The sequence below is a fragment of the Hydrogenophaga sp. NFH-34 genome (assembly GCF_021401345.1).
GTDB lineage: Bacteria > Pseudomonadota > Gammaproteobacteria > Burkholderiales > Burkholderiaceae_C > Hydrogenophaga > Hydrogenophaga electricum.
The window spans coordinates 135,728-161,479 of record NZ_JACBGE010000003.1; the positions used below are offsets into that span (position 1 = coordinate 135,728).

Here is a 25,752-nt window from a genome sequence, read left to right on the forward strand (position 1 = left end):
ACAGTTCAGGCTCCCGATCCACCCCACAGGAGACAAGACATGGGCCTTGGCAGCTTCCATTTCGATCCCTATTCACCGGCCATCGACGCCGATCCCTTCCCCACCTACCAGCGTCTGCGCGACGAATTCCCCTGCTACTGGAGCGAGGAAGCCCAGATGTGGGTGCTCTCGCGCTACAGCGACATCGTCACCGCCGGCCAGGACTGGCAGACCTATTCCAGCGCCAGCGGCAACCTGATGACCGAACTGCCCGGGCGCGCCGGCGCCACGCTGGGCAGCTCCGACCCACCGAAGCACGACCGCCTGCGCGGCCTGATCCAGCACGCGTTCATGAAGCGCAACCTGCTGGCGCTGGAAGAGCCCATTCGCGCCGTGGCGCAAGAGGTGTTCGGCCAGCTCCAGGGCATTGACGAATTCGACTTCAAGGACGTGTCCTCGCAGTTCACCGTCAAGGTGCTGATGGCCGCGCTCGGCCTGCCCATGGGCGCCGACGCCCTGGTGCCCGAGCAGGAGGTGCGCGACAACGCGGTGCTGATGGTGCAGAGCGACGCCCGCACCCGCGCCAAGGGCCCCGAGCACATCGCCGCCTACAACTGGATGCAGGAATACGCGAGCAAGGTCATCGCCATGCGCCGCGCCGAGCCCAAGAACGACCTCATCAGCCACTTCGCGCTGGCCGAGATCGACGGCGACCGACTGGACGACCGCGAGGTGCTGCTGACCACCACCACGCTGATCATGGCCGGCGTCGAGTCCCTGGGCGGCTTCATGATGATGATGGCCTACAACCTCGCCACCTACGCCGAGGCCCGCCGCGCCGTGGTCGCCAACCCGGCCCTGCTGCCCGACGCGGTGGAAGAAAGCCTGCGTTTCAACACCTCGGCCCAGCGCTTCCGCCGCCGCCTGATGAAGGACGTGACCCTGCACGGCCAGACCATGAAGGAAGGCGATTTCGTCTGCCTGGCCTACGGCTCGGGCAACCGCGACGAACGCCAGTACCCGAACCCCGACGTCTACGACATCGCCCGCAAGCCGCGCGGCCACCTGGGCTTCGGTGGCGGTGTGCACGCCTGCCTGGGCACGGCCATCGCGCGCCTGGCGGTGAAGATCGCCTTCGAAGAATTCCACAAGGTCGTGCCCGACTACACCCGCGTGGCCGACCAGTTGCCCTGGATGCCCTCGTCCACCTTCCGCAGCCCGCTGGTGCTGCAGCTCAAGGTGCAGTAAGCCCCCCGCCCCTGCCCCCGTTCTCCTGCTGCCGCCGGCCCCGCCGCCGGCAGCTTTTGACCTCTGAGGTCCTTAGGTCCCACCATGGCAAACATCACTTTCATCGAAGCCAGCGGCCAGTCCACCACCCTGAACCTGCCCGACGGCTGGAGCCTGATGCAAGGCGCCACGGCCAACGGCGTCGAAGGCATCATCGGCGAATGCGGCGGATCCTGCGCCTGCGCCACCTGCCACTGCTATGTGGACGACTTCCTCGCCAGCGTGCTGCCCGCCCCCGCGCAAGGCGAGCTGGACATGCTGGACAACGTGACCGCCGAGCGCCGCCCGAACAGCCGGCTGGCCTGCCAGATCAAGGCCAGCGCCGCGCTCGAAGGCGGTGTGGTCACCCTGCCCGAGTGCCAGGAATGACGGCCGCAGCGAGCACCCCGGGCGTGGTCATCGTCGGCGCCGGCCAAGCCGGCCTGCAGACGGCCGAGGCCCTGCGCAGCGGCGGCTTTGAAGGCCCCATCACCCTGCTGGGCGACGAACCCCACGGCCCCTACCACCGCCCGCCGCTGTCCAAAGCCTGGCTGGCCGGAGAGATGGACGCGGCCCAACTCGTGATGCGCGCGCCCGAGATGCTGGCGAAAAAAGGCATCGAACTGCGCACCGACGCCGCCGTGCAAGCCATCGACCGCGCCAAAAAAACCGTGCAACTGGCCGATGGCAGCCGCCTGCCCTACAGCGGCCTGGTGCTGGCCACCGGCGCCACCCCGCGTGCCCTGCCGCTGCCCGGTGCCGACGCGGCGGGTGTGCTGCCGCTGCGTTCGCGCGCGGACGCCAGCGCCATCGCCGAACGCATGGCCGGGTGTGTGGAGAAGAACCTGCCCGTGGTGGTCATCGGTGGCGGCTTCATCGGCCTGGAAGTGGCGGCCACTGCACGCAAGAAAGGGGCGCGGGTGACCGTGCTCGAAGCCGCCCCGCGCCTGCTGGGCCGAGTGCTGGCGCCGGTGCTCAGCGACTGGTATGCCGAACTGCACCGCAGCCACGGCGTTGAGCTGGTCTTTGGCACGCAGATCGCGGCCATCGACACCGATGCGAACGGCGTGCGCGGCGTAAAGCTGGCCGACGGCCAGGTGCTGCCCGCCGGGCTGGTCGTGGTCGGCATTGGCGTCAGCGCCAACGACGCGCTGGCGCTGCAGGCGGGGCTCGCCTGCGACCGCGGTATCGTGGTCGACGCCTGCGGCCGCACCAGCGATCCGCACATCGTCGCGGCCGGCGACTGCACGGCACGGCGTCTGCCCGACGGCACCTTGCTGCGCCTGGAATCGGTGCAGAACGCCACCGAACAGGGCAAGAGCGCGGCGGCGGCCCTGCTCGGGCAGGACCGCCCCTTCACCGCCACCCCCTGGTTCTGGAGCGACCAGTACGACCGCAAGCTGCAGATGGCGGGCCTGTCCACCGGCGCCGACCGCTGGGCCGTGCGCGGCGACATGGCCGCCGGCACCGGCTTCAGCGTCTACCACTTCAAGGACGGCCGCCTGATCGCGGTCGACAGCGTCAATGCCGCCAAAGACCATCTGCAGGCGCGCAAGCTGCTGGATGCGGGGGTATCGCCCAGCACCGAACAGGCGGCCGATGGGGGGGTTGATCTGGGCAGTCTGCTGAAGTAACGCGGCCTGGGTGGCTTCGCAGCCCAGCACGAGGTCTCAGTCGGCTGTGACCCCGGCACCCGCAAGATCGCCCGCGATCAGCTTGAACTGCTCCAGCGCCGCCTGCAGGTCTTCCACGATCTCCTGCGCAATCACTTCCGGCGCGGGCAGGTTGTCGCTGTCGGCCAGCGACTCGTCCTTGAGCCAGAAGATGTCCAGGCTGGCCTTGTCGCGCGCCACCAACTCGTCGTAGCCATACACGCGCCAGCGGCCATCCGGGTTTTCGGTGGACCAGGTGGCCTGGCGCAGGTGCCGTTGACCCACCTTGTACAAGTCAACAAACTCGTCCAGATGTTCGCGCCTGAGCGGATTCGTCTTCAGCGTGAAGTGCTGGTTCGTGCGCAGGTCGTAGATCCACAGCTGCTTCGTCCACGGCGTTTCGCTGGCCGGCTTCTTGTCGAAGAACAGCACATTGGCCTTCACGCCCTGCGCATAGAACAAACCCGTGGGCAGGCGCAACAGGGTGTGCAGATCGCACTCGTGCAGCAGCTTGCGGCGAATCGTCTCGCCCGCCCCGCCTTCGAACAGCACGTTGTCCGGCAGCACCACAGCCGCTCGGCCGTGGGTGGCCAGCAGCGTCTTGATGTGCTGCACAAAGTTCAGCTGCTTGTTGCTGGTGGTGGCCCAGAAATCGTCGCGCTCAATGATGTCCTTTTCGGTGCTGGTACGGCCGTCTTCGCCCACGATCACGGTGCTGCTCTTCTTGCCGAACGGCGGGTTGGCCAGCACCACGTCGTAACGCTCGCCGGGGTCTGAGCCCAGCGCGTCGCCCACCACCACCGGCACCGACTTTTCAGAGCCGATGCCGTGCAGCATCAGGTTCATGGCGCAGACCCGCGCCGTGGCCTGCACCAGTTCGTAACCGGTGAAGGCCTTTTCCTTCAGGTGCTTGAGCTGGTCGCGCGTCAGGTTCTTGTGCTCACGGGTAATGTGGTTGTGCGCCGTGAACAGAAAGCCGCCCGTGCCGCAGGCCGGGTCGCAAATCGTCTCGCCCGGTTGCGGCGCAATGCAGTCCACCATGGCCTGGATCAGCGCGCGCGGTGTGAAGTACTGACCCGCGCCGCTCTTCGTGTCCTGCGCATTGCGCTCCAGCAGGCCTTCGTAGGCATCGCCCTTCACGTCCGCGCCCAGGATGGTCCAGGTCTCGGTGTCGATCAGGTCCGCCACCACGCGGCGCAGCTTGGCCGGGTCCTGGAACTTGTTCTGCGCCTTCGCAAAAATCAGCCCCAGCGTGCCGCGCTCCATGCCCAGCCGCTCCAGCGTGTGGCGGTAGTGGTCGAACAGGCTGTCGCCGTCGCGCTTGAGCAGCTCGGGCCAGCCATAGGCCGGCGGCACGATGCTGGGCTGGTTGTACGGCGGCTGGCAGCGCTCGTCGGCCATCTTCAGGAACAGCAGGTAAGTCAGCTGCTCCACATAGTCGCCATAGCTCATGCCGTCGTCGCGCAGCACGTTGCAGTAGTTCCAGAGTTTCTGGACAAGGGTGTGGGTGTTCATTGTGTTTAGAGTTTGGCGATTTCGGTGAACCGCTGCAGGACCAGACCGGCGCGTGTGCTCTGCGCGACGATGCCCGGCAACGTGTTGGAAAAGTCGGTGTGATTCAACACCGACTGAAACTGATCGGCGACAAAGCGGCGCACCTCGCCAGGCGCTGCGGCCAGTTCTGCCAGCAACTCCTCCCGCCCATCCACCACGGTGATGATGTCTTCCAGGTCGTGGCTCAACAGAATGTCGCCATTTCCGCGGTCGTTGAAGGCCTCCAGCTTGGTGGCCACAAAGTAGGGAGCCGACAGATGCCTGAGCGTCAAACCCGTGGGCAGCGTGGCGACCTGTGCCGCCGCATAGCCAGGCTGGTACCACCGATTGGCAAACCCCAGCACCTTCTCATCCAGCGGCACCAGATCCAGCTGCATCCGGTTCCAGAACCAACGAAACGGTGGCGTGTTGTCGGCCATGGTCTGCTGGAAGCCACGGGCCATCAACTGATCGGCCAGCGCGTGATAGGCGACCAAAGACGTCACCTCCACGATGGCATCGACATCTTCGGTGGCGCGCGCGTCAGCAACCAACGGCCGCGAAATCAGCAAGCCGGTGGCACAGCCGCCCACAAACACCACCTGCTCACATAGCGGCCCCATGGCGTGGGCCATGCCAGATAGCAATTCAAGGTTGGGGTCAGCCATGCATGGGCCTTTCTTCGGGCTTGGGGCCGTCCGGGTAGATCAGCAGCGGCAGCCGCTTGAGCGCCATTCCGCGCTCCCGGGCGCGGCCCACGCGCAGGGCATCAAACAGGGCCAGCATCTCGTACAACTTGGCATCCTGCATGGCCGCGAACGGCGCACTGGGGTGCAAAGGCTCCAACCCCTGCCCGCGCGCAGTGCCATTGGGGTGCGGCCACACCCAGTCTTCAGAGCCGGGCGCAAACACGCCCGCAAACGCTGGCGCGCTGTGGCTCGTGGGCACACCCACCGCCACCGGCAACCGATCTGCGGCAAAGGCGTACTTGGCCCCGTGCACCGCAAACTCCGCCAGGTTGCGGCTGTTCACCCGCGCCGGGTTGTCCGCCCCGCTGGCCTCACCGGCGGCAGCACGGCGCGGCTTGGCACGCACCCGGTAGATCGACGGCGACTCTTGAACGCCTGGAACACTGGCAGGCGGTGGCGCCAGCAACGCAGCGTCCACCAGCAAACCTGCCTGTATGCCGCGCTTCACCGCGGCATGCGCCTCCGACGCGCTCAGCCCCAGCTCCTGCGCCAGGCGCGCATACGTCCAGCGCTGATCACCCCAAGCCACCAGCTTGAGGGCCACGAGAAAGTCCTGGGGTTTGAGTTGCATTTATTCAATATTCGCGATTTGCGAATATTGAATATATCAAGGTACATACGAATCGGCAACGGGTTTGTTTCAACCCGTCAGGGATACAGCACCAGATCACCCACCACCTGGATGACCTTGGCCTCTTCCAGCTGGCGCGACAGCGCATCCGCCTGCTCCAGGGTGGCTCCCTGCCCAACGATGGATGTCAGGTGACGAAGCAGCTTGGACAGTTTGGTCGGCCGGTTCTTGCCCATCTTGGACAACGAAGCCTTGGCGCGCGCCAGCACTTTGTCTGCTGAGGCTGCCTTTACCGGCGCCTTTGGTGCGGCCGCCTTCGACGCAGGCTTGGCAGCCGGCGCACTGCTCACCGCCGTTGACTTTTGGGCAGGAGCCTTCTTGGGAGCTGCCTTCTTTGCAGCCGTCTTCTTCGCAGGGACCGCCTTGGCCGGAACCTGCTTTGCCGCCGCCTTTTTGGCCGCCACCTTTTTGGCAACGTTCTTCTTCGTTGCTGGCGTTGCTGGCGTTGCTGGCGCAGGCGTTTTCGCAGCCACCTTCTTGGCAGGTGGCTTCTTCGCCGCGGCCTTCTTGGCCGGCACAGGCGCCGCCAAAGGCTTCTCCAACGAAACCGCTTTCCTGGCAGCGGCAACCTTCTTCGCTGCAGGCTTCTCCTTCCCCTTGAAGCCAACCCGGGAAGCTTCGAGGCCCTGGCTCTTGGCATGGTCCAGCATCGAGTCATAGCCTTGGTCGTTGGACACCACCAGCAGCCGGGGCTCGGTCCGCTTGGCCGCCAGGTAGCCCAGATAGAACGTCAGGTGAAAGTCCAAGGCGTTCTTGCCCTTGCCGGAATGCGGCACCAGCGTCACTCGTGCGTCGTCGCCCTTGACCTTGGCGGCCCGCTTGGCCAGCGTTGGGCCATGGAACAGCCAGACGTCTTTCAATTCAGGCGCCAGCGCAATCAGATCGTCCATGGTGGGTTGGACATTCTCGAAATCCACCAGCACATGCAGCTCGCTCATCACAACTCCTCCCTGTAATGACTAAACGGACTGGGTTGCCTCCGCCTCTTGCAGCGCCTTCAGCGTCCGCCCCTGCGCGTCTTTCCACTCGATGCGCCCGTTCGCGCTGCGGCCCAGCACCACGGCAGCGGCCGTGCTGGGTGAGCTGAAGCTGTAGTCCTGCGTGAAGTGGTACAGGCCGGCCTCCAGCGTCAGCACGCCGTTGGCGATCAGCTCCTGCCGCACGTCGTACATGCCCCGCACGTGCTGCGCCATCGACGGCACCGACTCGGCCACCGCCTGCGAACCGGCCTTGACCACAAAACCCTGGCTCGCCTCGTAACCCGTGGCCAACACGCCCTTGCCCTTGCAGGTGAGCACCGGGCTGGCCTTGGCCGTGGGGGCCGGCGCCTGCTCAAACGCATGCACCCCCAGCACCGGCAGCATGCCCAGCATGTGGGCCAGAAACACCTCCATGTCGGCCCGGTCGGCCTCGCTCAGGCTGGGTTCCGCGGGCTGGTTGGCGTTGTCCAGCGGCATGCGCTTGGCCGCGCGGGCCAGCGCGATCAGCCGCGCCTCCAGAAACTGCACATGCGCCTTGTTCAGCTGCCCGGCCGTGGCCGTGGTGAAGCCGATGGCGCGGGTCCAGAAATCCTTCTGCGCGTAGTGGCTCTCCAGCCGGGGGCGGATGGGGTCGCCCTCACCCACGTAAAGCATCTCGCCCTCGCCGTCCGGCCGCGGCCCCAGCAGCAGGTAGACACCCGTTTGCGCCAGCTCCGGCCGCGCCTTCACCTGCGGCAGCAGCGCCCGAGGAAACACCAGCGCCTTGCCAATCCAGTTGGACTTCTCGACGATGCGCAGGCCGTCGGGGTCGCCGTCGGCGACGAAGATGCGGAGGGAGAAAGGGGTCATGGTGCGGGCGTTCACGGCTGGCCTGACTTCACGGTGCGATACGCCTGATCGGGCCGGTTGCGAACTTCCGGGTGGCGCAACTCCAACAACCCCTCTCGCACCATCGCAGTGAGAAAGCGGGACTGCAACTTTTCCGCATCGCGATCCACCAACGCCGCCAGTTCAGAGGCGGCCAGCCAGCGCCCCACACAGAGCTTCAAGACGATGGCTTTGAGTTGATCCCTGGGCAAATTCTTGTTCTTGCGGGCAGGCTCGGCGAGTGGCAGCAGCGCTTGAACCTCGGGCGAGAGTCCTGCCAGGCGACCCGGTTGGGGGGAGTTCGGAGTCGATTGGGGGGAGTCCCCGGCCCATTGGGGGGAGTCTTGGGGGGAGTTTCCCGCCAAATGAGGGGAGTCCCCGTCCGATTGGGGGGAGTCCTCCGCCACCCGGTAGCTGGCCCACCGGCGCTGGTTCTGCTGGGTCAGCAGACCGTCACGCACCAGCCCCTGCAACACGGCGGTGATGTCTTTCGAATGCTCCCCGGTGATTTCCTGCATGCGGCCATTGGTCACGCTGCCTTCCACCTGCGCCGTCACCACCGCCTGCACCGCCGTCTTGTCCAACCGTGCAAACCGGTCGCCAAACCGCTGGCGCAGCGCCTTTTCCACCTCGTCCGGAATCAGGCTGACCATGGGCAGCACCAGCTTCACGCGGTCCGGCTGCAAGAACTCTTCCAGCCGAGGCGAACGCCAGTGTTGCGACCGCCAGCCGGCGCGGATCTTGTCCATCCCCGACCCGGCCTTGTCGCCACCGCCCATGAGCTGAAACATCAGTTGCAGGCTCTTGTTGCGGCACTCGCTCACACCACCCTGCAGCAGTTGCACCCGCGACACCAGCAGCGAACCCGGGTTGGACAGCTCGATGCGATCCAGATAGCGCTCGATCACCACCCCGCCCTGGCCCCGGTGGTCCGCATGCACCAGGGCATTGACCACCGCCTCACGCAAAGCTTCGTGCACAGCCGAGTCGTCCTTGCGGTACAGCTCCCGGTCCAACTGAAACGGCATCTTCAAGTCGCCCGACAGGCGCTGCATCACCCGCAGGTAGAACTGGAACAGGTTGTTTTCCCAGGTGCCGTCGGGCACCACGCGGTCCGTCCAGCGCACGGCCGGGTCGTCGGACAAACGCTCGCGGTAGTCCACATGGAACCCCGGCAAAGCCTCCCGCAAGGCCTCGAACCGGCCGAACATCAGCAGGCCGGCCACCGTGGCACCCTCCAGACCCGTGGCGCGGTCGCGGCGCAGGGCACTCAGCTTGGTTAGCAGCGCGGCATCGTCCAGCAACAGCCAGGGGTGGTCCGGCGCACGGGACGCGAAACGGTTGCGGTACTGCTTGACCGTCTCCGGATCAAAGTCTGCCTGGCCGAAATGCTCCACGATCTGCGAATCGGCCGGCGTGTCCGACTGGTCGGCCAGCATGCGGCGCACCTCGTCGTCCGAGCAGCGGTAGTCGCCCTCGTCCGCCCGGCGAAAGGTGCCATTCATGGGGTTGGGCCCCACAAACACCGGGCGCTGCAAGCGCGAAGCGCGCGGCACGTTCACCACCACAAACTGGCGCCCCTCGTCGTCCACCGTGCGCACATCGTCGTCGCGCAACAGGTTGGCGCTGATCTTGTTGCGGTCGTTCAGCTGCGCCCACAGCACCGTGCGCAACTGCGCCGCGTCGGGCACGCCCTCCCACACCAGACCGGCCGGCTTCTCGGCCACCCCCAGCACGATGGTGCCGCCCTGCGTGTTGGCGAACGCGGAATACGACTCCCAGAAACTGCCCGGCAACCCGCCCCGCGCCGACTTGAACTCGGTGTCGATGCCCTCGGTGCTGGACTGAAGGGAGGAGAACAGATCAAGTTGGCGCATGGTCGTTCAAAGCAACTAAGTCACCCGTGGCGGCGAGGGGGACGCAAAGGGCGAAAGCTGTGCTCACCTTACTCATCAAAAAAATCTTTGGTCAGGACATCGGCAGCCGTTCCTCGGGTAGGTTTCCCGAAACCAGTAGGTTCCAGCCTAAGTTCGACTATTCGCCTCCGCATGGCACTGATCTCCTGAACAGTGAATCGCCTCTTGCTTTCATGCCAGTGTTCATGCAGTTCCTCCACGAGGGCCTCATCTGAAATCGGGCGACGCAACAGCAAGAGGTCATTCCAGGCGGCGTACACCGTTGCCAGCAACTCACAGTCATCGGTGGACCAGGTCCGCAAAGACTGGCAAACGTAATCGACCGCATTGAGCTGATCGCCCGTGATCGCACTCAGATGATTCTTGTAGTCATCGGCGAGCGTGAGCCGCTCATAGGTGTAGCCTGCGCCTTCCGGTCGATTGCCCCGCTCTCGTGACCGCTCCCGAAACCACCGCAATTGATCCAATCGTTTCAGAACACCCTGGAGTCTTTCAAGGTCTGCCGGTCCAGCCCGCAGGCGCGCGTATTCGTCATTGCTCGCTTCGACGCGTGCGTAATGGGTTGACAGGAACAACAGCTTCTGAAGTTTGACCCGCCCGAAGGTGGCTGCTTCGCAGTTCTGCGCGATGACTCGGGCAGCGATGACGACGGACGCAGCCTCCTGAGCACGGGCCGTTCTAGCCACAACCGAGTTGCTTGCATCGAACCGGTCACTTTCCGAAAACGCACTTTGGAGAACCGACTGTCGTAAGGCTTGAGCGCGCAGGAGGTTGGCATTGACCTCGGCTTCGACTTCGCGGATGACGGACAGGCGGCGGTCGACTTCGGCGAAGATGCGCGCCTGCTCTGCCTTCGGTGGCACTGCAACAGCTGCAAGCCTCACGTCCTCCAAGTTGAGCGTCTTGCGCGCCACCTCATGAGACTTTTCGGTCATTTCGAGGATTTTTGCGGGGTTTCGAAACCAAACCTCCACCCAATGTGGATCGACCAGATCGTTGATCGGCAAGACTCCCACCGCACGTGCGACATTTCCGCCCGCCAAGTTTGCAGGGACAACGGCAGTCCGTCCAATTGCCCCAACCAAGGTCAACAGGACTTCCCCACCAGACAGCTTGGTTCGCGGGTAGGCACCCGCAATCTCCGGGTGAATTCTCTTCATCTCGATGGAATTAACTACGCCATCGTTGATGTCACCCACCCGTACAAACGGAATACCTTCTAAGAGGTCATCACCAGGCTGCAAAACGCCATACGCGCACGGCCGATTTCCCGGATTCAGTTGTTCAACAGTTGCCCACGCCCAACCTTCCGGCAGTTCCTTTCGGTCACCAGGCTGAGGTCCAGTTGGCGTTATGTAAGCGCCCTTTTTTTGCCACTGAAGCATGCGCGCGTCGAGGATGCGTTGCAGGAGTTGGTCGCCAGTCTCATAGCCGCGCCCTTCGCGGCGGGCGAGGCTGGCTTCGGTTTCGACTAGGCGACCTTCGACGGCGGCTTTGAGGACAGTGGCTTTGTAGCGTTTGAGGTTGGCCTTGACGCGCTGGAGGTTGGCGACGGCTTCGTCGAGGCGGGAGAACTGTTTGTCGATCTCGGCAACGATGCGGCGCTGTTCGTCCAAGTCCACCAAGGGCAACTCAGCGTCAGCCAGAAACGCCGTGGGCACACGGCGCAGCCCCACGGCGCCAGTCATGTGGCGTGCAGCCTCTTTGCGGAAAGACTCGGACGAAACGAAGTGGTACAGGTACTTGGCGTCTACGCGCTCGGAGGGGCGCAGCACGTGGAATTCCGACGAGCCGAAACCGACACCGTTCTGGAGGCCACGGGCCACGGCCATCTTGCCGTTCTCCATGCAAGGCGTGACCTTGGCAAACAGCACATCGCCCTCGCGGAACGGGGTGTAGCCCTTCTTCACTTCGCCAAAAGGGCGTGTGGTCGAAGCGTCGATCTGGCCGTCCGCAGCGCCGACCGCCGCCATGGGAACGAACGAGACCTGCGCGTCGTCTGCCAGGGATGTCTTGTCGAAACGCGGGTTGATCTGCGCAACGTCGCTCAGCCGGACCATCTCCCTCACGCCACCAACTCCCGGTTCAGCTCATCCATCACCTGCGGCAACTGTTCGCCAAACAGCTGGTGCACGCGGCCCAGGCCGCCTTGCTGGCTGAAGGGCGCGTAGTCGAAGTCTTCCAGTTCAATGCCGAGGTTGGCGGCGATGTGGTCGCGGATCATTTCCAGCCAGTGGAGTTGTTCGGGGGTGAAGGGGTCTGGATTCCCGCCTTCGCGGGAATGACGGACTGGGTCCGATGGGGAATGATGGACTGGGTCCGGTGGGGAATCACGGACGGGGTCCTGTGAGGAGTGACGGGCATGGGCATCGCGGGCCTGGGCGAGCCATGCATTGAAGTTGGCCTGCACCCGTTCGGGGTAGGGCACGAGTTCGTTGTCTTGCTGCATGGCAAAGCGCACCAGGCTGACGATGTCGGTCAGCAGCCGCTTCTGGTTGCTCCCTTTGACCTTGCCTTTTTGCAGCGCGGCGTAGGCCTGCCAGAGGGCGCTTTCGTCGATGAGGTGCGGCGGGGCGTGCAGCGCGTCGGCCAGGGCCTTGATGTCTTCAAACCGCAGGGGCGCGCGCACCGGGCGGTTGTAGAGGATTTGCAGTGCGGTGATTTCGTCTTTGTGCTGCTGGATGAAGGCTTCGAAGCTTTGCACCAGCTGCTGGGCGCGGTCGCTGGCTGCTTCGGCAAAGCCGGCGTGCAGCAGCGCGTCTTGCGTGACGGTGTCGATGATCAGGTCGGCCTTCTGCTTGAGCTTGAGGATGAGTTCGCGCAGCGCGGGGTTGGCCAGGGGTTCGGTGGCGTGTTGCAGCGCCACTTCGGCCTGCTGGGGCGGCGTGTCTTCGTCGCGCGCGGTTTCCAGCGCCTGCACCAGGCCGCGGGCGATGTCGCGCAAGCTGTGGCCCCCGCTGGCCTCCATCACCCGGGCCTGGTCGGCCTCGCTCACGTCGCGGTCCAGCCGGGTCAGGCGCACGGCCACGCTGCTGATGACCTCGTCCTCCACATTGCCGAGGGCCACGGCCTGCAGCAGCTTGTCCAACGGCACGGCCTTTTTGCTGTCCATGGGGCGGCTGTCGGTCTTGTCGCGTTCGCAGACGCCCACGCAATCGACGATGACGAAGTGGTCTTTGCGCACGTGGTCGCCGGGGTTGACGCTGCGCAGGTCGTCGTCCCGGCACACGCGCACGCCGCGGCCTTTCATCTGTTCAAAGAAGCTGCGGCTTTTGACGCTGCGCATGAACATGACGATTTCCACCGGCTTGATGTCGGTGCCGGTGGCGATCATGTCCACCGTGACGGCCACGCGCGGGTAGTAGCTGGTGCGGAAGTCCTTGATGAGCTGTTCGGGGTTGGCGCCTCCACCCTGTGCACTGCGGTAGGTGATCTTCTGCGCGAATTCGTTGCCGCGGCCAAATTCCTCGCGCAGGATTTCGACGATCTTTTCGGCGTGGTTGTCGTCTTTGGCAAAGACCAGGGTTTTGGGCACCTCGCTGCGCAGGGGAAACAGGTCTGATTGCCAGCGGTCGCGCAGGGTGCGGACGACGGTGCGGATCTGGTCGGGCGTCTGTACGGCGCGGTCCAGCTCTTCGGGGCGGTATTCAAAGTCGTCGTCGAGCTGCCAGGCGGTCTTGCGGCGGGTGGCTTTGTCTTGCGTTTCCAGCCAGTAGCCTTTGTCCACCTTGGCGCCTTGCTCGGTCACTTCGGTCTGGATGCGGTAGACGTCGTAGTTGACGTTGACGCCGTCGGCCACGGCCTGGGCGTGGCCGTATTCCATGACCAGGTTCTGGTTGAAGAAGCCGAAGGTCTGTTTGTTGGGCGTGGCGGTCAGGCCAATCAGGTAGGCGTCAAAGTACTCCAGCACCTGGCGCCACAGGTTGTAGATGCTGCGGTGGGCTTCGTCGGTGATGACGATGTCGAAGCTCTCGATGGGGATGGCCGGGTTGTAGCCAATGGGTTCGGGGTCTTTGAACAGGGCTTCGGCGCCTTCGGTGCTTTCTTCGTCGGCCTCATCGGGCAGGTCTTTGCCCTTGAGCAGGCTGAACATGCGCTGGATGGTGCAGATGACCACGCGGGCGTTCTTGTCGAGCTGGTTGCCCTGCAGGTGCTGGACGATGAACTCTTCGCCGAACTTGTAGGCGTTGTGCGGGCTGGCGTAGGCGTCAAATTCCTTCTTGGTCTGGCGGGCCAAGTTGCCCCGGTCCACCAGAAACAGCACGCGCCGCGCGCCGCCGAACTTGATGAGCCGGTAGATGGCACTGATGGCGGTGAAGGTCTTGCCGCTGCCGGTGGCCATCTGGATGAGGGCGCGCGGCTTGTTGGCAGCCAGGCTCGCCTCCAGATTCGTGATGGCCTGTATCTGCGCCGGCCAGAGCTTGAAGTGGGCGCCGCCCTGCCCCCATTCGGTGACCAGCGGGGGGCGCTGTTGCAGGCGGGCCAGGAAGGTGGGGGCTTCGTTGATGTCGCCCGTGTTGCTGGCCGTAGGTGGCGACAGGTAGGCGAGCCATTGCACCAGCAGTTCGGGCCGGAAAAAGGCGAACACCGGGCGGGCGCGGGGCAACGGGTCCAGCCCGTTGGTGAAGCGGGTTTCGACCCCGGTGGACTCGAACACGAAGGGCAGCGGGCGCCGCCACGCGGGCAGGCTGGCCGGCAGGCCCTGGGCGTAGCGGGCGCTTTGCACTTCCACACCGCTGAGGGTGGCGCCTTCTTTCTTGGCTTCGATGACGCCGCAGGCCTTGCCGTTGACGTAGAGCAGGTAGTCGGCAAAGCCGTGGCCGGGGTTGAGGGGGAATTCGCGGATGGCGATGCCGGTGGCCGCGCGGAGGTTGGCGCTGGCCACATCGCAAACGTGCCAGCCGGCTGCGGTGAGCAGCGCGTCGATGGTCTGGCGGGCGCGTGCCTCGGGCGTCATGTGTCTGGGGGTGTCGTTGTTTCCTCTTGTTGCATTCTAGGGGCGGGGCGCGCGATGTCGGCGGCCCGCGTCAAGCCTGCCGCAGCGTCACCGTCACCACCAGTCCCGGCCCAGCGTTGCGTGCCGACAGCACGCCGCCGTGGGCCTGCGCCACCAGGCGGCACAGGTACAGGCCCAGCCCCACGCCGCCGGCAGCGCGGGTGCGCGCACTGTCGGGGCGGTAGAACGCCTGCGCCAGGTGGGCCAGTTGCTCTTCGGGCACGCCGGGGCCGTGGTCGCGCACTTCCAGCGTGACCGTCCCGCCATCGGCCGAGAGGGTCACGGTCGGCGATTCGGTGGCGTCGGCGCCGTGGCGCAACGCGTTGTCGATCAGGTTGCGCAGCAGCAGGCGCACCCGCGACGGGTCCACCGACACGGGGGGCATGCCTGCCGGGGCGCTCACCGCCACCCGTGCTGCCCCGGGGTGGCGGGCTTTCAGGTCTTCAATGACCTGCGCGGCCAGCGCCGGCAGGTCGGTGGGCGCACGCTGCAGCGCGGCATGGTCGCCCGACAGGCGCTCGCTCTCCAGCAGGTCGCTGATCAGCGTGGCCATTTCCTGCAGGTCGCGCAGCAGGGCCTTGCGCTGCGGGTCCACGTCGTCGCTTTCCGGCAGCAGTTCGGCGTTGAGGCGCGCCCGCGTGAGCGGGCTGCGCAGTTCGTGGCTGATCGCGAGCAGCAGCGCGCGCTTGGCTTCCAGCATCTGGTGGATGTCCTGACCCATGGTGTTGATGGTCAGCGCCAGCTCGCCCAGCTCGTCCGGGCCGTGGATGCAGCGCTCGGGAATCGGCTGGCTGAAGTCGCCCCGGCCGAACCGCTGTGCGCCTTCGCCGATGGCGTCCAGCGGCTTGAGCAGGCGCCGGACGTACAGCCAGGCCAGCAGGGTCAGCACCAGCAGCGAGACCAGGGCGTAGCCGATCATGCGCGGCTTGCGTTCGAACGCCTCGCCGTTGATGCCGAAGGTGAGCACGTGGCCGTCGGCCGTGGTGCGCTGAAGGACCTGCTGCCAGTCGATACCGCGGTCGCCCTGGCGCCCGCGCGATGCGGCCCCATGATCGACCTTGTCCTGCAGCCAGTCGGGCGGGGTCTGGTTCGGGTGCGACGACCAGTTGACCGTGGGCCCCTGGATGGTGACGGTCAGCGGCAGCCGCCCGATGATGGCCTGGGCCCGCTCGATGCTCGGGGTACCGCTGGCACCGGTGCATTCGCGCGTGAGCTGGTCGACATAGTCCATCAGCAAGGGGCGTGCGGCGTCGCGCCAGCCGACCGAGAAGGCCTTCTGGGCACCGGTGACGAAGATGAAGGTCATGGCCGTCGCGAGCAGCAGGAACACCAGCACCATGCGCAGCTTGATCGAATGCGCAACACGGTGCTTGGCGCGCCGCCAGGCCGAGGGCTGCCGGCGGCTCATGCGCCCTCCCGCCGCAAGGCCAGCGAATAGCCGGCGTTGCGCAGGGTCTTGATGCAGTCCAGCGGCTCCAGCTTGCGGCGCAGGCGGCTGACCACGATGTCGACCGCGCGGGTGTAGAGGTCGGCCTCGTGGCCGCGCAACTGGTTGAGGATGTCGTCGCGGCTGAAGACCTTGCCGGGCTCACGCGCCAGCATCAGCAGCAGTTCGTATTCGGTGCCGGTCAGTTCGACCTCGCCGTCCAGGCGGCGCACGCTGCGGCGCGCGGTGTCGATTTCCAGCCCGTCAAAGCGCAGCGTGGGCGCGGCGCTCAGCACCGCGGCGTGGCCGTTGCCTGCCGGCTTGAGGCGCCGCAACACGGTCTGCAGGCGCGCGACCAGTTCGCGCGGCTCGAACGGTTTGGGCAGGTAGTCGTCGGCCCCCAGTTCCAGGCCGACGATGCGGTCCATCACCTCGCCGCGCGCGGTCAGCATCACCACCGGGATGTCGCTTTCCTTGCGGATGGTGCGGCACAGCTCGAAACCGTCCATTTCCGGCAGCATCACGTCCAGGATGGCGGCGTCGAAACCACCGGCCCGCAACAGGGCCAAGCCGGCGCTCGGCCGGGTGGCGTGCACCAGTTGCAGCTCGAAACGCTGGAAGTAGGTCGCCAGCGGCGGGCCGAGGTTTTCGTCGTCGTCGATCAGCAGGATGCGGTTCATCGGCTCATTCTGACAGGGCGCGGTGGCGTGCAATCAAGCGGCGAAGCCGGGCTTTGTCACCCCGCGCGAGGGCGTCGAAGCGGTCGCCCACGGACAGCAGCGCGGGCAACAGCGGCGCCGCCGCCACCGGCTGGCGCTGCGACAGGCGGGCCCAGAGCGCCAGGGCGTATTCGCGGTCGAACTGCGGCCCCCAGAACAGGGTCAGCAGCTCGGCGTGCGGGTCGTCGGCGTCGGCCAGCAGGGCCGCCGTGTGCGGGCGGGCCTGCCGGGCGATCGCGTGGATGGCGTCAGCCACGGCCCCACCAGCGGTGGCCGCGCTTCTCCAGGCGCTCGCGCACCTGTTTCTGCTGCTCGGGGTTGAGGCTGTCGTAGAAGTCGCCGAAGGCGGCCAGCACCTTCGGGCCGTTGGCCTGCGCGGCCTGCAGCTTCTGGTCGAGCAGTTGCTGGGCCCGGCTGCGGTCGAAGCGGTCGCCTGCGATCAGGGCCTGCAGGTCGGCACGCGGGTTGACCGAATCGCCCCGCATCAGCTTGCGCGAAGCGATCACCTCGTCGGCCAGCGCAGCGAGCTTGGTTTTCTGCTCGGCGTTGAGATCGAGCTTGCCGCTGATCCTGTCGACCACCTTGCCACGCACCTCGGTGATGCGCTCGTCGCTCCAGCCTCGGCTGTGTTCGCCACGCGCGCCACAGGCGGTCAGTCCGCCGAGCACGACGGTTGCGGCGGCCAGGCCGGTAAGGCTGCGTCTGGTCCAGGTTCTCATGACGGTGCTCCTTCGGGGAAGGTGTTGAACATGGCCTTCATGGTGCCGGCGCCGGCCGCTGCCGGGGTGTCGAAACCGTCGCGGTTTTTTTCGCTTTGTTTCAGGTGTGCCGTCACGCCGCTTTCATCCGGCTGTCGTGGCGGTGTCACGGCACGCCGCCATGCTGCGCGCCTGTGCGGTTTTCCCCCGCCCACATCCGATCCACTTTCGACACCACCACCATGCGCCCCACCTTCCGGCTCCTGCCTGCCCTGCTGCTGATCGCCTTCCACGGCGCCCACGCCCAGACCGCCTATCCCGCCACCCTGGCAGGCCACGCCATCCTGCCGGCCAAGACCTTCATTCCTGCGCCCAAAGACGCCCCGGCCGACCTGAAGGTCAGCGGCAAGTTCACCACCGGCCAGCGCGTTGACGCGGTCGGTTCGGTGGAAGGCAAGTCGGCCGGTCGCCCCACCGGCGTCTCGCTGCCGTTCCAGGGTCAGCCGGTGCAGGGCCACTCGGGCATCAAGCGCATGCCCGACGGCAGCTTCTGGCTGCTGACCGACAACGGCGCCGGCTCCAAGGCCAACTCGCCCGATTTCGCGCTGTTCCTCAACCGCTACGCGGTGGACTTCAAGGGCGGCCAGTTCAAGCGGCTGGAAACCGTGCTCCTGCACGACCCCGACAAGAAGCTGCCGTTCCGCATCGTCCACGAAGGCACCAAACAGCGCTACCTGACCGGCGCCGACCTGGACCTGGAGAGCTTCCAGTTTGCCGGCGGCGCCCTGTGGATCGGCGAAGAGTTCGGGCCCTTCCTGATCAAGGCCGACCTCCAGGGCAAGGTGCTGGCCGTGTTCGAAACCCAGGTCGACGGCAAGGCGGTGCGCTCGCCCGACCACCCGGCCGTGACCACGCCCGGCGCCCCGGGCGGTGAGGTGAAGTTCCAGGTGCGCCGCTCCAAGGGCTACGAGGGCATGGCGGCTTCGCCCGATGGCAGCAAGCTCTACGCCATGCTCGAAGGCGCGCTCTACGACGACGCCGCCAAAGGCTTCGAAACCCAGGACGGCAAGCAGTACCTGCGCGTGCTGGAGTTCGACGTGAAGACCGAGCAATGGACCGGCCGGCACTGGAAATACGTGCTGGAAGCCAACCACCTCGCCATCGGCGACTTCAACATGATCAGCCCGACCGAGGGCCTGGTCATCGAGCGCGACAACGGCGAAGGCACGGCCGACCTGGCCTGCCCCGAAGGCCAGAAGCGCCCCGACTGCTTCCACGACCTGGCGAAGTTCAAGCGCGTGGTGAAGGTGGAGCTGAGCGAGGCCAACGTGAACGGCCCGCTGCGCAAGATCGCCTACATCGACCTGATGAACATCGCCGATCCGAACAAACTCTCGAAGAAGCCGCTGACCAACGGCGTGTTCACCTTCCCCTTCTTCACCATCGAGAACGTCGACCGCGTCGATGCGACGCACATCGTCGTTGGCAACGACAACAACCTGCCGTTCTCCAGCAGCCGCTCGCCCAACCAGGCGGACGACAACGAGCTGGTGCTGCTGGAAGTGGGCGACTTCCTTCAGGCACGCTGAAGCACCTGCGGTGGCCAGGGCCTGCGGCGGCCCGGCCACCCGCTCGCCGGCGGTGTTGCTACAGTGACGGCTTCGCCACCGCAGCCCCCGCCGACCATGAGCAACGCCCCCGCCGCCATCCGCCTCACCCAGTACAGCCACGGGGCCGGCTGCGGCTGCAAGATCAGCCCCCAGGTGCTCGACGTCATCCTCGCCGGCAGCGGTGCGCAGCACCTGGACCCGCGCCTGTGGGTGGGCAACGCCTCGCGCGACGATGCCGCCGTCTACGCGCTGGACGACGAGCGGGGCGTGGTCTCCACCACCGATTTCTTCATGCCCATCGTCGACGATCCGTTCGACTTCGGGCGCATCGCGGCCACCAACGCCATCAGCGACATCTACGCCATGGGCGCCGACCCGCTGGTGGCGATCGCCATCCTCGGCTGGCCGATCAACGTGCTGCCGCCCGAGGTGGCGCGCGAAGTGGTGCGCGGCGGCCGTGCCGTCTGCGACGACGCGGGCATTCCCCTCGCGGGAGGGCACTCCATCGACGCCCCCGAACCGATCTTCGGCCTGGCCGTCACCGGCGTGGTCGACAAACGCCACATCAAGCGCAACGACACCGCCCGCGCCGGCAGCCGGCTCTACCTCACCAAACCGCTGGGCATCGGCATCCTGACCACCGCCGAAAAGCAGAGCAAGCTGCGCCCCGAGGACGTGGGCGTCGCCCGCGACTGGATGTGCACCCTCAACCGCCCCGGCCGCGCCTTCGGGCGCCTGGCCGGCGTGCAGGCCATGACCGACGTGACCGGGTTTGGCCTGCTCGGCCACCTGGTCGAGATGGCCGAAGGCAGCGGTCTCACCGCCGTGCTCGACGACGACGCCGTGCCGCGCCTGCCGGGCATCGACCACTACCTCACGCTGGGCACCGTGCCCGGCGGCACGCAGCGCAACTTCGACAGCTACGGCCACAAGGTCGCGCCGATCACCCCACTGCAAAAGCAGTTGCTGTGCGACCCGCAGACCAGCGGCGGCCTGCTGGTGGCCGTCAGCCCGGACGGTGAAGCCGAGTTCCTGGTCACCGCGCGCGCCGCCGGCCTTGAACTGGCGCCCATCGGTCACCTGACCGAGCGACAGACCCACTGCGTCCAGGTGCGCTGATGGGCCCGGGCACCGCGCTCGAAACCGCCGACTGCCACCGACTGTTCCTGCAAGGCCTGCCGCTGGCCGATGTGCGTGCCCCGGTGGAATTTGCCCAAGGCGCGTTTCCCGGCGCGGTCAACCTGCCGTTGATGAACGACGCCGAGCGCCATGCGGTCGGCTTGTGTTTCCGCCAGCACGGCCAGCAAGCCGCCATCGCGCTCGGCCACCGGCTGGTGGCCGGCCCGGTGAAGGCCGAGCGCATTGCCGCCTGGGCCGCTTTCGCCCAGGCCCACCCCGACGGTTTCCTGTACTGTTTTCGCGGCGGTCTGCGCTCGCACATCGCCCAGCAGTGGCTGGCCGAAGCCGGTGTGCGCTACCCGCTGATCACCGGCGGCTACAAGGCGCTGCGCCAGACACTGATCCAGACCCTGGAAGCGGCCGCGACCGGGTGCGGCCTGACGGTGCTGGGCGGCATGACCGGCACCGGCAAGACCGACCTGCTGAACCAGCTGGCGCACGGCATCGACCTGGAAGGCCATGCACACCACCGCGGTTCCAGCTTCGGCGCGCACCCTCAGGGCCAGCCCACGCAGATCGATTTCGAGAACCGCCTGGCCATCGACCTGCTGCGCAAGCGCGCCGCCGGCATGGAACACTTTGTGTGGGAAGACGAAGGCCGCCACATCGGGCGCTGCGCGGTGCCGCCCACGCTGCGCGACCGGCTCGCCGCCGCCCCGCTGGTGTGGCTGGAAGCCCCGTTCGAAGCCCGCGTCGACCGCATCCTGCGCGACTACGTGGTCGGCCAGCAAACCGCGTTGGCGATGCAGCACGGCCCCGAGCAGGCGTTGGCCTTGCTGTCGGTCCACCTGCTGCAAAGCCTGGACAAGACCGCCAAACGGCTGGGCGGCGAACGGCATCGGCGCATCCGCTCCTGCCTGCAGGATGCCCTGGTGCAGCACCAGGCCGGCGATGTGCAGGCGCACCGCGCCTGGATCGCGGCGCTGCTGCAGGAATACTACGACCCGATGTACCGCTTCCAGCGCCAGCAGCAGGCCGGGCGCATCGTGTTCACCGGCGACGCCACCAGCGTGCTGGACTGGCTGCGTCGGCGCGGGTGAGCGCCGGTCCTCAGAACACCTCGGTATCGACCTCGGTGTTGGCCTGCGCGGTGTAGCGGTTGCCGTGCACCGTGCGGGTGTGGATCAGCGCGTCCAGCCGCGCCAGCACGTCGGCCGACAGCCGCACATCGGCTGCCCCCAGGTCGTCGAGCAGATGCGCCACGCTGGTGGTGCCGGGAATCGGCAGGATGTGCTCGCCCTGGTGCAGCAGCCAGGCGATCGCCAGTTGCGCCGGCGAGCAACCCACTTCGTGCGCGATGGCCAGGTAAGGCGGCAGCAGCTCGGCATTGCGGGCGTAGTTTTCGGGCGAGAAGCGCGGCATGGCGCGGCGGATGTCCTTGGGGTCGAAGGCCGTCACGTCCATCGGGCCGCACAGGAAGCCGCGCGCCACCGGACTGAACGCCACAAAGCTCGTCCCCAGTTCGCGGCAGGCCTGCAACACCGCGATCTCGGGGTTGCGCGTCCAGAGCGAATACTCCGTCTGCACCGCCGCGATGGGATGCACCGCATGGGCCTTGCGCAGCGTGCCGGCCGACACCTCGCTCAGGCCGATGCTGCGGATCTTGCCCTCGCGCACCAGCTCGGCCAGCGCGCCCACGCTGTCTTCGATGGGCACCTGCTTGTCCCAGCGGTGCAGGTAGTAGAGGTCGATCACGTCGGTCTGCAGGCGGCGCAGGGCGGCCTCGCAAGTGGCCTTGATCGTGTCGGGGCGGCCGTCGATCACGCGCACCTTCACGCCCTGCTCGTTGGGCACACCGGTCATGCCGCACTTGCTGGCCAGCGTGAACTTCGCGCGGTGCTTCGACAGGACCTTGCCCACCAGCGTCTCGCTGGTGCCAAAGCCGTAGAGCGCGGCGGTGTCGAAGTGCGTCACGCCCGCGTCCAGCGCCGCCAGCAGCACGCGCTCGGCCTGCTGTTCGGAAACGGGCGCACCGTAGGCGTGGCAGATGTTCATGCAGCCCAGGCCGATGGCGCTGACGCTGAAGGGGCCGAGTTGGCGTTGTTGCATGGGGACACTCCTGAATGAAAACGGCTCCAGCCGCAAAGGATGGAGCCGTCGATGCCAAAGGCGGATCGAAGGGCCGGGGCCCGGATTGCGCAGACGGGCTCAGCCGCCGAGCTGCTGCTCCAGCTGGTGCAGCACCTGGTAGCAGGGCAGCACCTGGGCCACGCTGCTGTTGGGCTCGCGGCCTTCGCGGATGGCGGCAAAGAACTCGCGGTCCTGCAGTTCGATGCCGTTCATCGACACGTCGACCTTGCTCACGTCGATCTGTTCTTCCTTGCCGTTGAACAGGTCGTCGTAACGCGCGATGTAGGTCGCGGTGTCACCGATGTAGCGGAAGAAGGTGCCGAGCGGGCCGTCGTTGTTGAAGGACAGGCTCAGCGTGCAGATGGCGCCGTTGGCGGCCTGCAGCTGGATGCTCATGTCCATGGCGATGCCCAGATCCTTGTGGATCGGGCCCTGCACGGCATTGGCCTTCACGATCGGGCTGCCAGCCTGGTAGGCGAACAGGTCCACGGTGTGGGCAGCGTGGTGCCACAGCAGGTGGTCGGTCCAGCTGCGGGGCTGGCCCAGCGCGTTCATGTTGGTGCGGCGGAAGAAGTAGGTCTGCACATCCATCTGCTGGATATTGAACTCACCGGCCGTGATCTTCTTGTGCACGAACTGGTGGCTGGGGTTGAAGCGGCGGGTGTGGCCCACCATCGCCACCTTGCCGACCTGCTTCTGCAGGGCCAGCACTTCCTCGCCTTCCTTGAGCACGTCGCACAGGGGAATCTCCACCTGCACATGCTTGCCGGCCTGCAGGCAGGCCTTGGTCTGGGCAGCGTGCATCTGCGTGGGCGTGCACAGGATGACCGCATCCAGCTCCTCGATGGCCAGGCTGTCGGCCAGGTCGGTGGTGACGTGCCGGATGCCGTACTTGTCGGCCACTTCCTGCGTCTTGGCCAGGTCACGGCCGATGACCGAGATCACCTCGACGTCGGGAATGTTCTTGATACCGTCCAGGTGCTTGATGCCGAAGGCGCCGGCGCCGGCGAGTGCGACTTTGATGGTCATGGTGTGTTCCTCGGGTTACGTGTTCTCAAGAATGGCGTGGCCCACAGCCGTGTTGGACGCGGGCACATGGTAGAAGCGGTGCTTGACCGTGGGCAGCGGACCGACAACCTTGCCGTCGACCACATCGGACATGGCGCCGCGCGCGATCAGCCACATCACGAGTTCGATGCCTTCGCTGCCGGCTTCGCGCACGTAGTCGATGTGCGGCACGTTGGCGCAGGCCACCGGATCGTTGATCATCAGGTCCAGCCAGTGGTTGTCCCACTCGCGGTTGATCAGGCCAGCACGCGCGCCCTGCAGCTGGTGGCTCATGCCACCGGTGCCCCAGATGTGCACTTTCAGGTCTTCGTCGAAGCTCTCGACCGCCTTGCGGATGGCCTGGCCGAGCATGAAGCAGCGCTTGCCCGAGGGCACCGGGTACTGCACCACGTTGACGGCAAACGGGATCACCGGGCAGGGCCAGGCATCCTTCTTCGGATCCAGCTCGCCGCACATCAGCGACAGCGGCACCGTCAGGCCGTGGTCCACGTCCATCTTGTTGACGATGGTGAGGTCGAAGTCCTGCTGGATCACGCTCTGCGCGATGTGCGAGGCCAGGTCGGGGTGACCGATCACCTTCGGCACCGGGCGCGGTCCCCAGCCTTCGTCGGCCGGCGTGAACTCGGCCGCCGTGCCGATGGCGAAGGTCGGGATCATCTCCAGGCTGAAGGCCGTGGCGTGGTCGTTGTAGACGAGGAAGACGACGTCGGGCTTGTTGTCCTTCATCCACTGCTTGGAGTACTCGTACCCCGCGAACAGCGGCTTCCAGTAGTCTTCCTGGGTCTTGCCCAGGTCCATGGCCGCGCCGATGGCGGGCACGTGGGAGGTGAAGACGGATGCGGTGATTTTTGCCATGGTCAAGCCTTCTTTCCGGCAGCGCCCTGCGGCTGGCGGTGCGCCTGCGCGTCACCGTCCTCGCCGATGTGGCGGTTGCCCTCGGCGCTGCGGCCGCCGTTGATCATCATGTCGCGGTATTCCTGCTCGGTCATGCCGGTCATGGAGCCCGCCATCTGCTGAAAGCTCTTGCCGTCGGTGGCACCGATCTTGGCCAGGAAGTAGATGTTGCCGCCGGTACGCATGCACCAGTTGAGGTCGCGCGCCAGCACGGCCTGCTTCTGCTCTTCGGTCATCGGCCACTGGTCGAGGTAGGCGCGCTCATCGGCCTTGAACTTCTCGCGGTTCTCGGCCTTCATCAGGCTCATGCAGAACTGGTTGAGCCAGTAGCCTTTGCGGCTCTGCTCGGCATCAAAGATGATGGTGCCGGGCACGTCCTGGTAGGGTTTGTCGAGTGCCATGGGTTTCCTTTACGGTGACGGTCATGCCCGCGAAAGCGGGAATCCAGACGGGGACGAATGGATGCCCGCTTTCACGGGCATGACGAAACTTACGCGGACTCTTCAGGCCAGTAGAGACGCATCGGGTTGTCCACCAGCAGCTTCTGCTGCAGTTCTGCCGTCGGTGCGATCTGCGGGATGAAGTCCACCAGCAGGCCGTCGTCGGGCATGTGGTCCTTGAGGTTCGGGTGCGGCCAGTCGGTGCCCCAGAGCACGCGATCCGGAAATTCTTCGACCACCTTGCGCGCGAACGGCACCACGTCCTGGTAGGCGGCCTGCTCGCCGTTGAGGGCTTTGGGTCCGGTGACGGACAGGCGTTCCGGGCAGCTCACCTTGCTCCAGACGTTCGGATGCTCGCGCATGAACTTCAGGAACAGCTGAAACTCCGGCCCGTCGATGGGCTTGCTCACGTCGGGGCGGCCCATGTGGTCCACCACCACCGTGGTCGGCAGGCTGGTGAAGAAGTCCCACAGCTCGGGCAGGTCCACCGCCTCGAAGTAGATCACCACATGCCAGCCGAGCTTGGCGATGCGACCGGCGATCTCCATCAGCTCGTCCTTGGGCGTGAAGTCGACGAGGCGCTTGACGAAGTTGAAGCGCACGCCGCGCACGCCGGCGGCATGCAGGGCCTGCAGTTCCTCGTCGGTCACCGAGCGCTTGACCGTGGCCACGCCACGCGCCTTGCCGCCGCTGGAGAGGCAGGCGTCGACCATGGCGCGGTTGTCGGCACCGTGGCAGGTGGCCTGCACCACCACGTTGCGCGCAAAACCCAGGTGGTCGCGCAGCGCGTACAGCTCGTGCTTGCTGGCGTCACAGGGCGTGTACTTGCGCTCGGGGGCGTAGGGGAATTCGGCCCCCGGGCCGAACACGTGGCAGTGCGCGTCGACGGCGCCTGCGGGCAGCTTGAACGAGGGCTTGGTCGGACCGGTGTACCAGTCGAGCCAGCCGGCGGTTTTGGTGAAGTCACCGGAAACAGGTTTGCTCATGTCTCAACCTTGGTTGTGGTTACGCCAACGAGGCGGTGATGCCGGAAGCCAGCGGGGCGATTTGCTGGCGCGAAGCGACTGATGAGCCCCGCT

Annotated in this window: 23 protein-coding genes; 6 read left to right on the top strand and 17 right to left on the bottom strand. The window is 66.2% G+C overall.

Going from position 1 to position 25,752, the window contains the following annotated elements:
- Nucleotides 1-39: 39 nt before the first annotated feature.
- From L0977_RS04075 to L0977_RS04085, 3 genes are all read left to right on the top strand, one after another.
- Nucleotides 40-1,227 carry a cytochrome P450 gene (locus L0977_RS04075; RefSeq protein WP_234263465.1) on the top strand — a complete coding sequence of 396 codons (1,188 nt, stop codon included), beginning with the start codon at nt 40-42 and terminating at the stop codon, nt 1,225-1,227.
- A gap of 84 nt (nt 1,228-1,311) precedes the next feature.
- Entirely contained in the window at nt 1,312-1,635 is a 324-nt protein-coding gene (locus L0977_RS04080; protein WP_234263466.1) for a 2Fe-2S iron-sulfur cluster-binding protein, read from the top strand.
- Nucleotides 1,632-2,879, top strand: coding sequence for an NAD(P)/FAD-dependent oxidoreductase (locus L0977_RS04085; protein WP_234263467.1), 1,248 nt, complete (start codon nt 1,632-1,634; stop codon nt 2,877-2,879). Before L0977_RS04080 ends, L0977_RS04085 begins: the two co-directional genes overlap by 4 nt.
- 36 nt (nt 2,880-2,915) lie before the next feature.
- On the opposite strand, the gene L0977_RS04090 is transcribed toward L0977_RS04085, so the two are convergent.
- The 12 genes from L0977_RS04090 to L0977_RS04145 all read right to left on the bottom strand — a co-directional run bounded on the left by L0977_RS04090 (nt 2,916) and on the right by L0977_RS04145 (nt 17,433).
- Nucleotides 2,916-4,412 carry a type I restriction-modification system subunit M gene (locus L0977_RS04090; protein ID WP_234263468.1) on the bottom strand — a complete coding sequence of 499 codons (1,497 nt, stop codon included), beginning with the start codon at nt 4,410-4,412 and terminating at the stop codon, nt 2,916-2,918.
- 5 nt (nt 4,413-4,417) lie between these two features.
- A complete protein-coding gene (locus L0977_RS04095) occupies nt 4,418-5,098 on the bottom strand; it encodes a hypothetical protein (protein ID WP_234263469.1) in 681 nt (226 codons plus the stop codon).
- Entirely contained in the window at nt 5,091-5,750 is a 660-nt protein-coding gene (locus L0977_RS04100; RefSeq protein WP_234263471.1) for a hypothetical protein, read from the bottom strand. Before L0977_RS04100 ends, L0977_RS04095 begins: the two co-directional genes overlap by 8 nt.
- Nucleotides 5,751-5,827: 77 nt before the next feature.
- On the bottom strand, nt 5,828-6,748 hold the full coding sequence (locus tag L0977_RS04105) for a PIN domain-containing protein (protein ID WP_234263472.1): 921 nt from the start codon (nt 6,746-6,748) through the stop codon (nt 5,828-5,830).
- Nucleotides 6,749-6,769: 21 nt separating this feature from the next.
- Complete coding sequence (locus L0977_RS04110; RefSeq protein ID WP_234263473.1) at nt 6,770-7,639, bottom strand: GIY-YIG nuclease family protein; 870 nt, start codon at nt 7,637-7,639, stop codon at nt 6,770-6,772.
- An 11-nt stretch (nt 7,640-7,650) separates the two neighbouring features.
- Nucleotides 7,651-9,534 (bottom strand): ATP-binding protein, encoded by a 1,884-nt coding sequence (locus L0977_RS04115; protein WP_234263474.1) that lies wholly within the window; start codon nt 9,532-9,534, stop codon nt 7,651-7,653.
- 68 nt (nt 9,535-9,602) lie between these two features.
- Nucleotides 9,603-11,633, bottom strand: a complete 2,031-nt coding sequence (locus L0977_RS04120) for a restriction endonuclease subunit S (RefSeq protein WP_234263637.1) — start codon at nt 11,631-11,633, stop codon at nt 9,603-9,605.
- Between the two features lie 5 nt (nt 11,634-11,638).
- Entirely contained in the window at nt 11,639-14,530 is a 2,892-nt protein-coding gene (locus L0977_RS04125) for a type I restriction endonuclease subunit R (protein WP_234263475.1), read from the bottom strand.
- Between the two features lie 70 nt (nt 14,531-14,600).
- The gene (locus L0977_RS04130) at nt 14,601-15,977 is read right to left on the bottom strand and encodes a HAMP domain-containing sensor histidine kinase (protein ID WP_234263476.1); all 1,377 of its coding nucleotides are present in this window, start codon (nt 15,975-15,977) and stop codon (nt 14,601-14,603) included.
- Nucleotides 15,974-16,675 carry a response regulator transcription factor gene (locus L0977_RS04135; RefSeq protein ID WP_234263477.1) on the bottom strand — a complete coding sequence of 234 codons (702 nt, stop codon included), beginning with the start codon at nt 16,673-16,675 and terminating at the stop codon, nt 15,974-15,976. The genes L0977_RS04130 and L0977_RS04135 overlap by 4 nt, the downstream gene beginning before the upstream one ends.
- Nucleotides 16,676-16,679: 4 nt before the next feature.
- Entirely contained in the window at nt 16,680-16,970 is a 291-nt protein-coding gene (locus L0977_RS04140; RefSeq protein ID WP_234263478.1) for a hypothetical protein, read from the bottom strand.
- A complete protein-coding gene (locus L0977_RS04145; RefSeq protein WP_234263479.1) occupies nt 16,963-17,433 on the bottom strand; it encodes a Spy/CpxP family protein refolding chaperone in 471 nt (156 codons plus the stop codon). The genes L0977_RS04140 and L0977_RS04145 overlap by 8 nt, the downstream gene beginning before the upstream one ends.
- A 221-nt stretch (nt 17,434-17,654) precedes the next feature.
- Between L0977_RS04145 and L0977_RS04150 the strand changes: the two genes are divergently transcribed.
- The 3 genes from L0977_RS04150 to mnmH all read left to right on the top strand — a co-directional run bounded on the left by L0977_RS04150 (nt 17,655) and on the right by mnmH (nt 21,241).
- On the top strand, nt 17,655-19,001 hold the full coding sequence (locus L0977_RS04150; RefSeq protein ID WP_234263480.1) for an esterase-like activity of phytase family protein: 1,347 nt from the start codon (nt 17,655-17,657) through the stop codon (nt 18,999-19,001).
- A 96-nt stretch (nt 19,002-19,097) separates the two neighbouring features.
- Nucleotides 19,098-20,141, top strand: coding sequence for a selenide, water dikinase SelD (gene selD / locus L0977_RS04155; protein ID WP_234263481.1), 1,044 nt, complete (start codon nt 19,098-19,100; stop codon nt 20,139-20,141).
- Nucleotides 20,141-21,241 (top strand): tRNA 2-selenouridine(34) synthase MnmH, encoded by a 1,101-nt coding sequence (mnmH, locus tag L0977_RS04160; protein WP_234263482.1) that lies wholly within the window; start codon nt 20,141-20,143, stop codon nt 21,239-21,241. Before selD ends, mnmH begins: the two co-directional genes overlap by 1 nt.
- 10 nt (nt 21,242-21,251) lie before the next feature.
- On the opposite strand, the gene L0977_RS04165 is transcribed toward mnmH, so the two are convergent.
- From L0977_RS04165 to L0977_RS04185, 5 genes are all read right to left on the bottom strand, one after another.
- Complete coding sequence (locus L0977_RS04165) at nt 21,252-22,250, bottom strand: aldo/keto reductase (RefSeq protein WP_234263484.1); 999 nt, start codon at nt 22,248-22,250, stop codon at nt 21,252-21,254.
- A gap of 99 nt (nt 22,251-22,349) precedes the next feature.
- A complete protein-coding gene (locus L0977_RS04170) occupies nt 22,350-23,300 on the bottom strand; it encodes a Gfo/Idh/MocA family oxidoreductase (RefSeq protein ID WP_234263485.1) in 951 nt (316 codons plus the stop codon).
- A 15-nt stretch (nt 23,301-23,315) separates the two neighbouring features.
- Nucleotides 23,316-24,194: a class III extradiol dioxygenase subunit beta gene (locus L0977_RS04175; RefSeq protein WP_234263486.1), complete on the bottom strand. Its 879-nt coding sequence runs from the start codon at nt 24,192-24,194 to the stop codon at nt 23,316-23,318.
- A gap of 2 nt (nt 24,195-24,196) precedes the next feature.
- Nucleotides 24,197-24,634, bottom strand: a complete 438-nt coding sequence (gene ligA / locus L0977_RS04180; protein WP_234263487.1) for a protocatechuate 4,5-dioxygenase subunit alpha — start codon at nt 24,632-24,634, stop codon at nt 24,197-24,199.
- Between the two features lie 89 nt (nt 24,635-24,723).
- Nucleotides 24,724-25,659, bottom strand: coding sequence for an amidohydrolase family protein (locus L0977_RS04185; protein ID WP_234263488.1), 936 nt, complete (start codon nt 25,657-25,659; stop codon nt 24,724-24,726).
- Nucleotides 25,660-25,752: the final 93 nt, after the last annotated feature.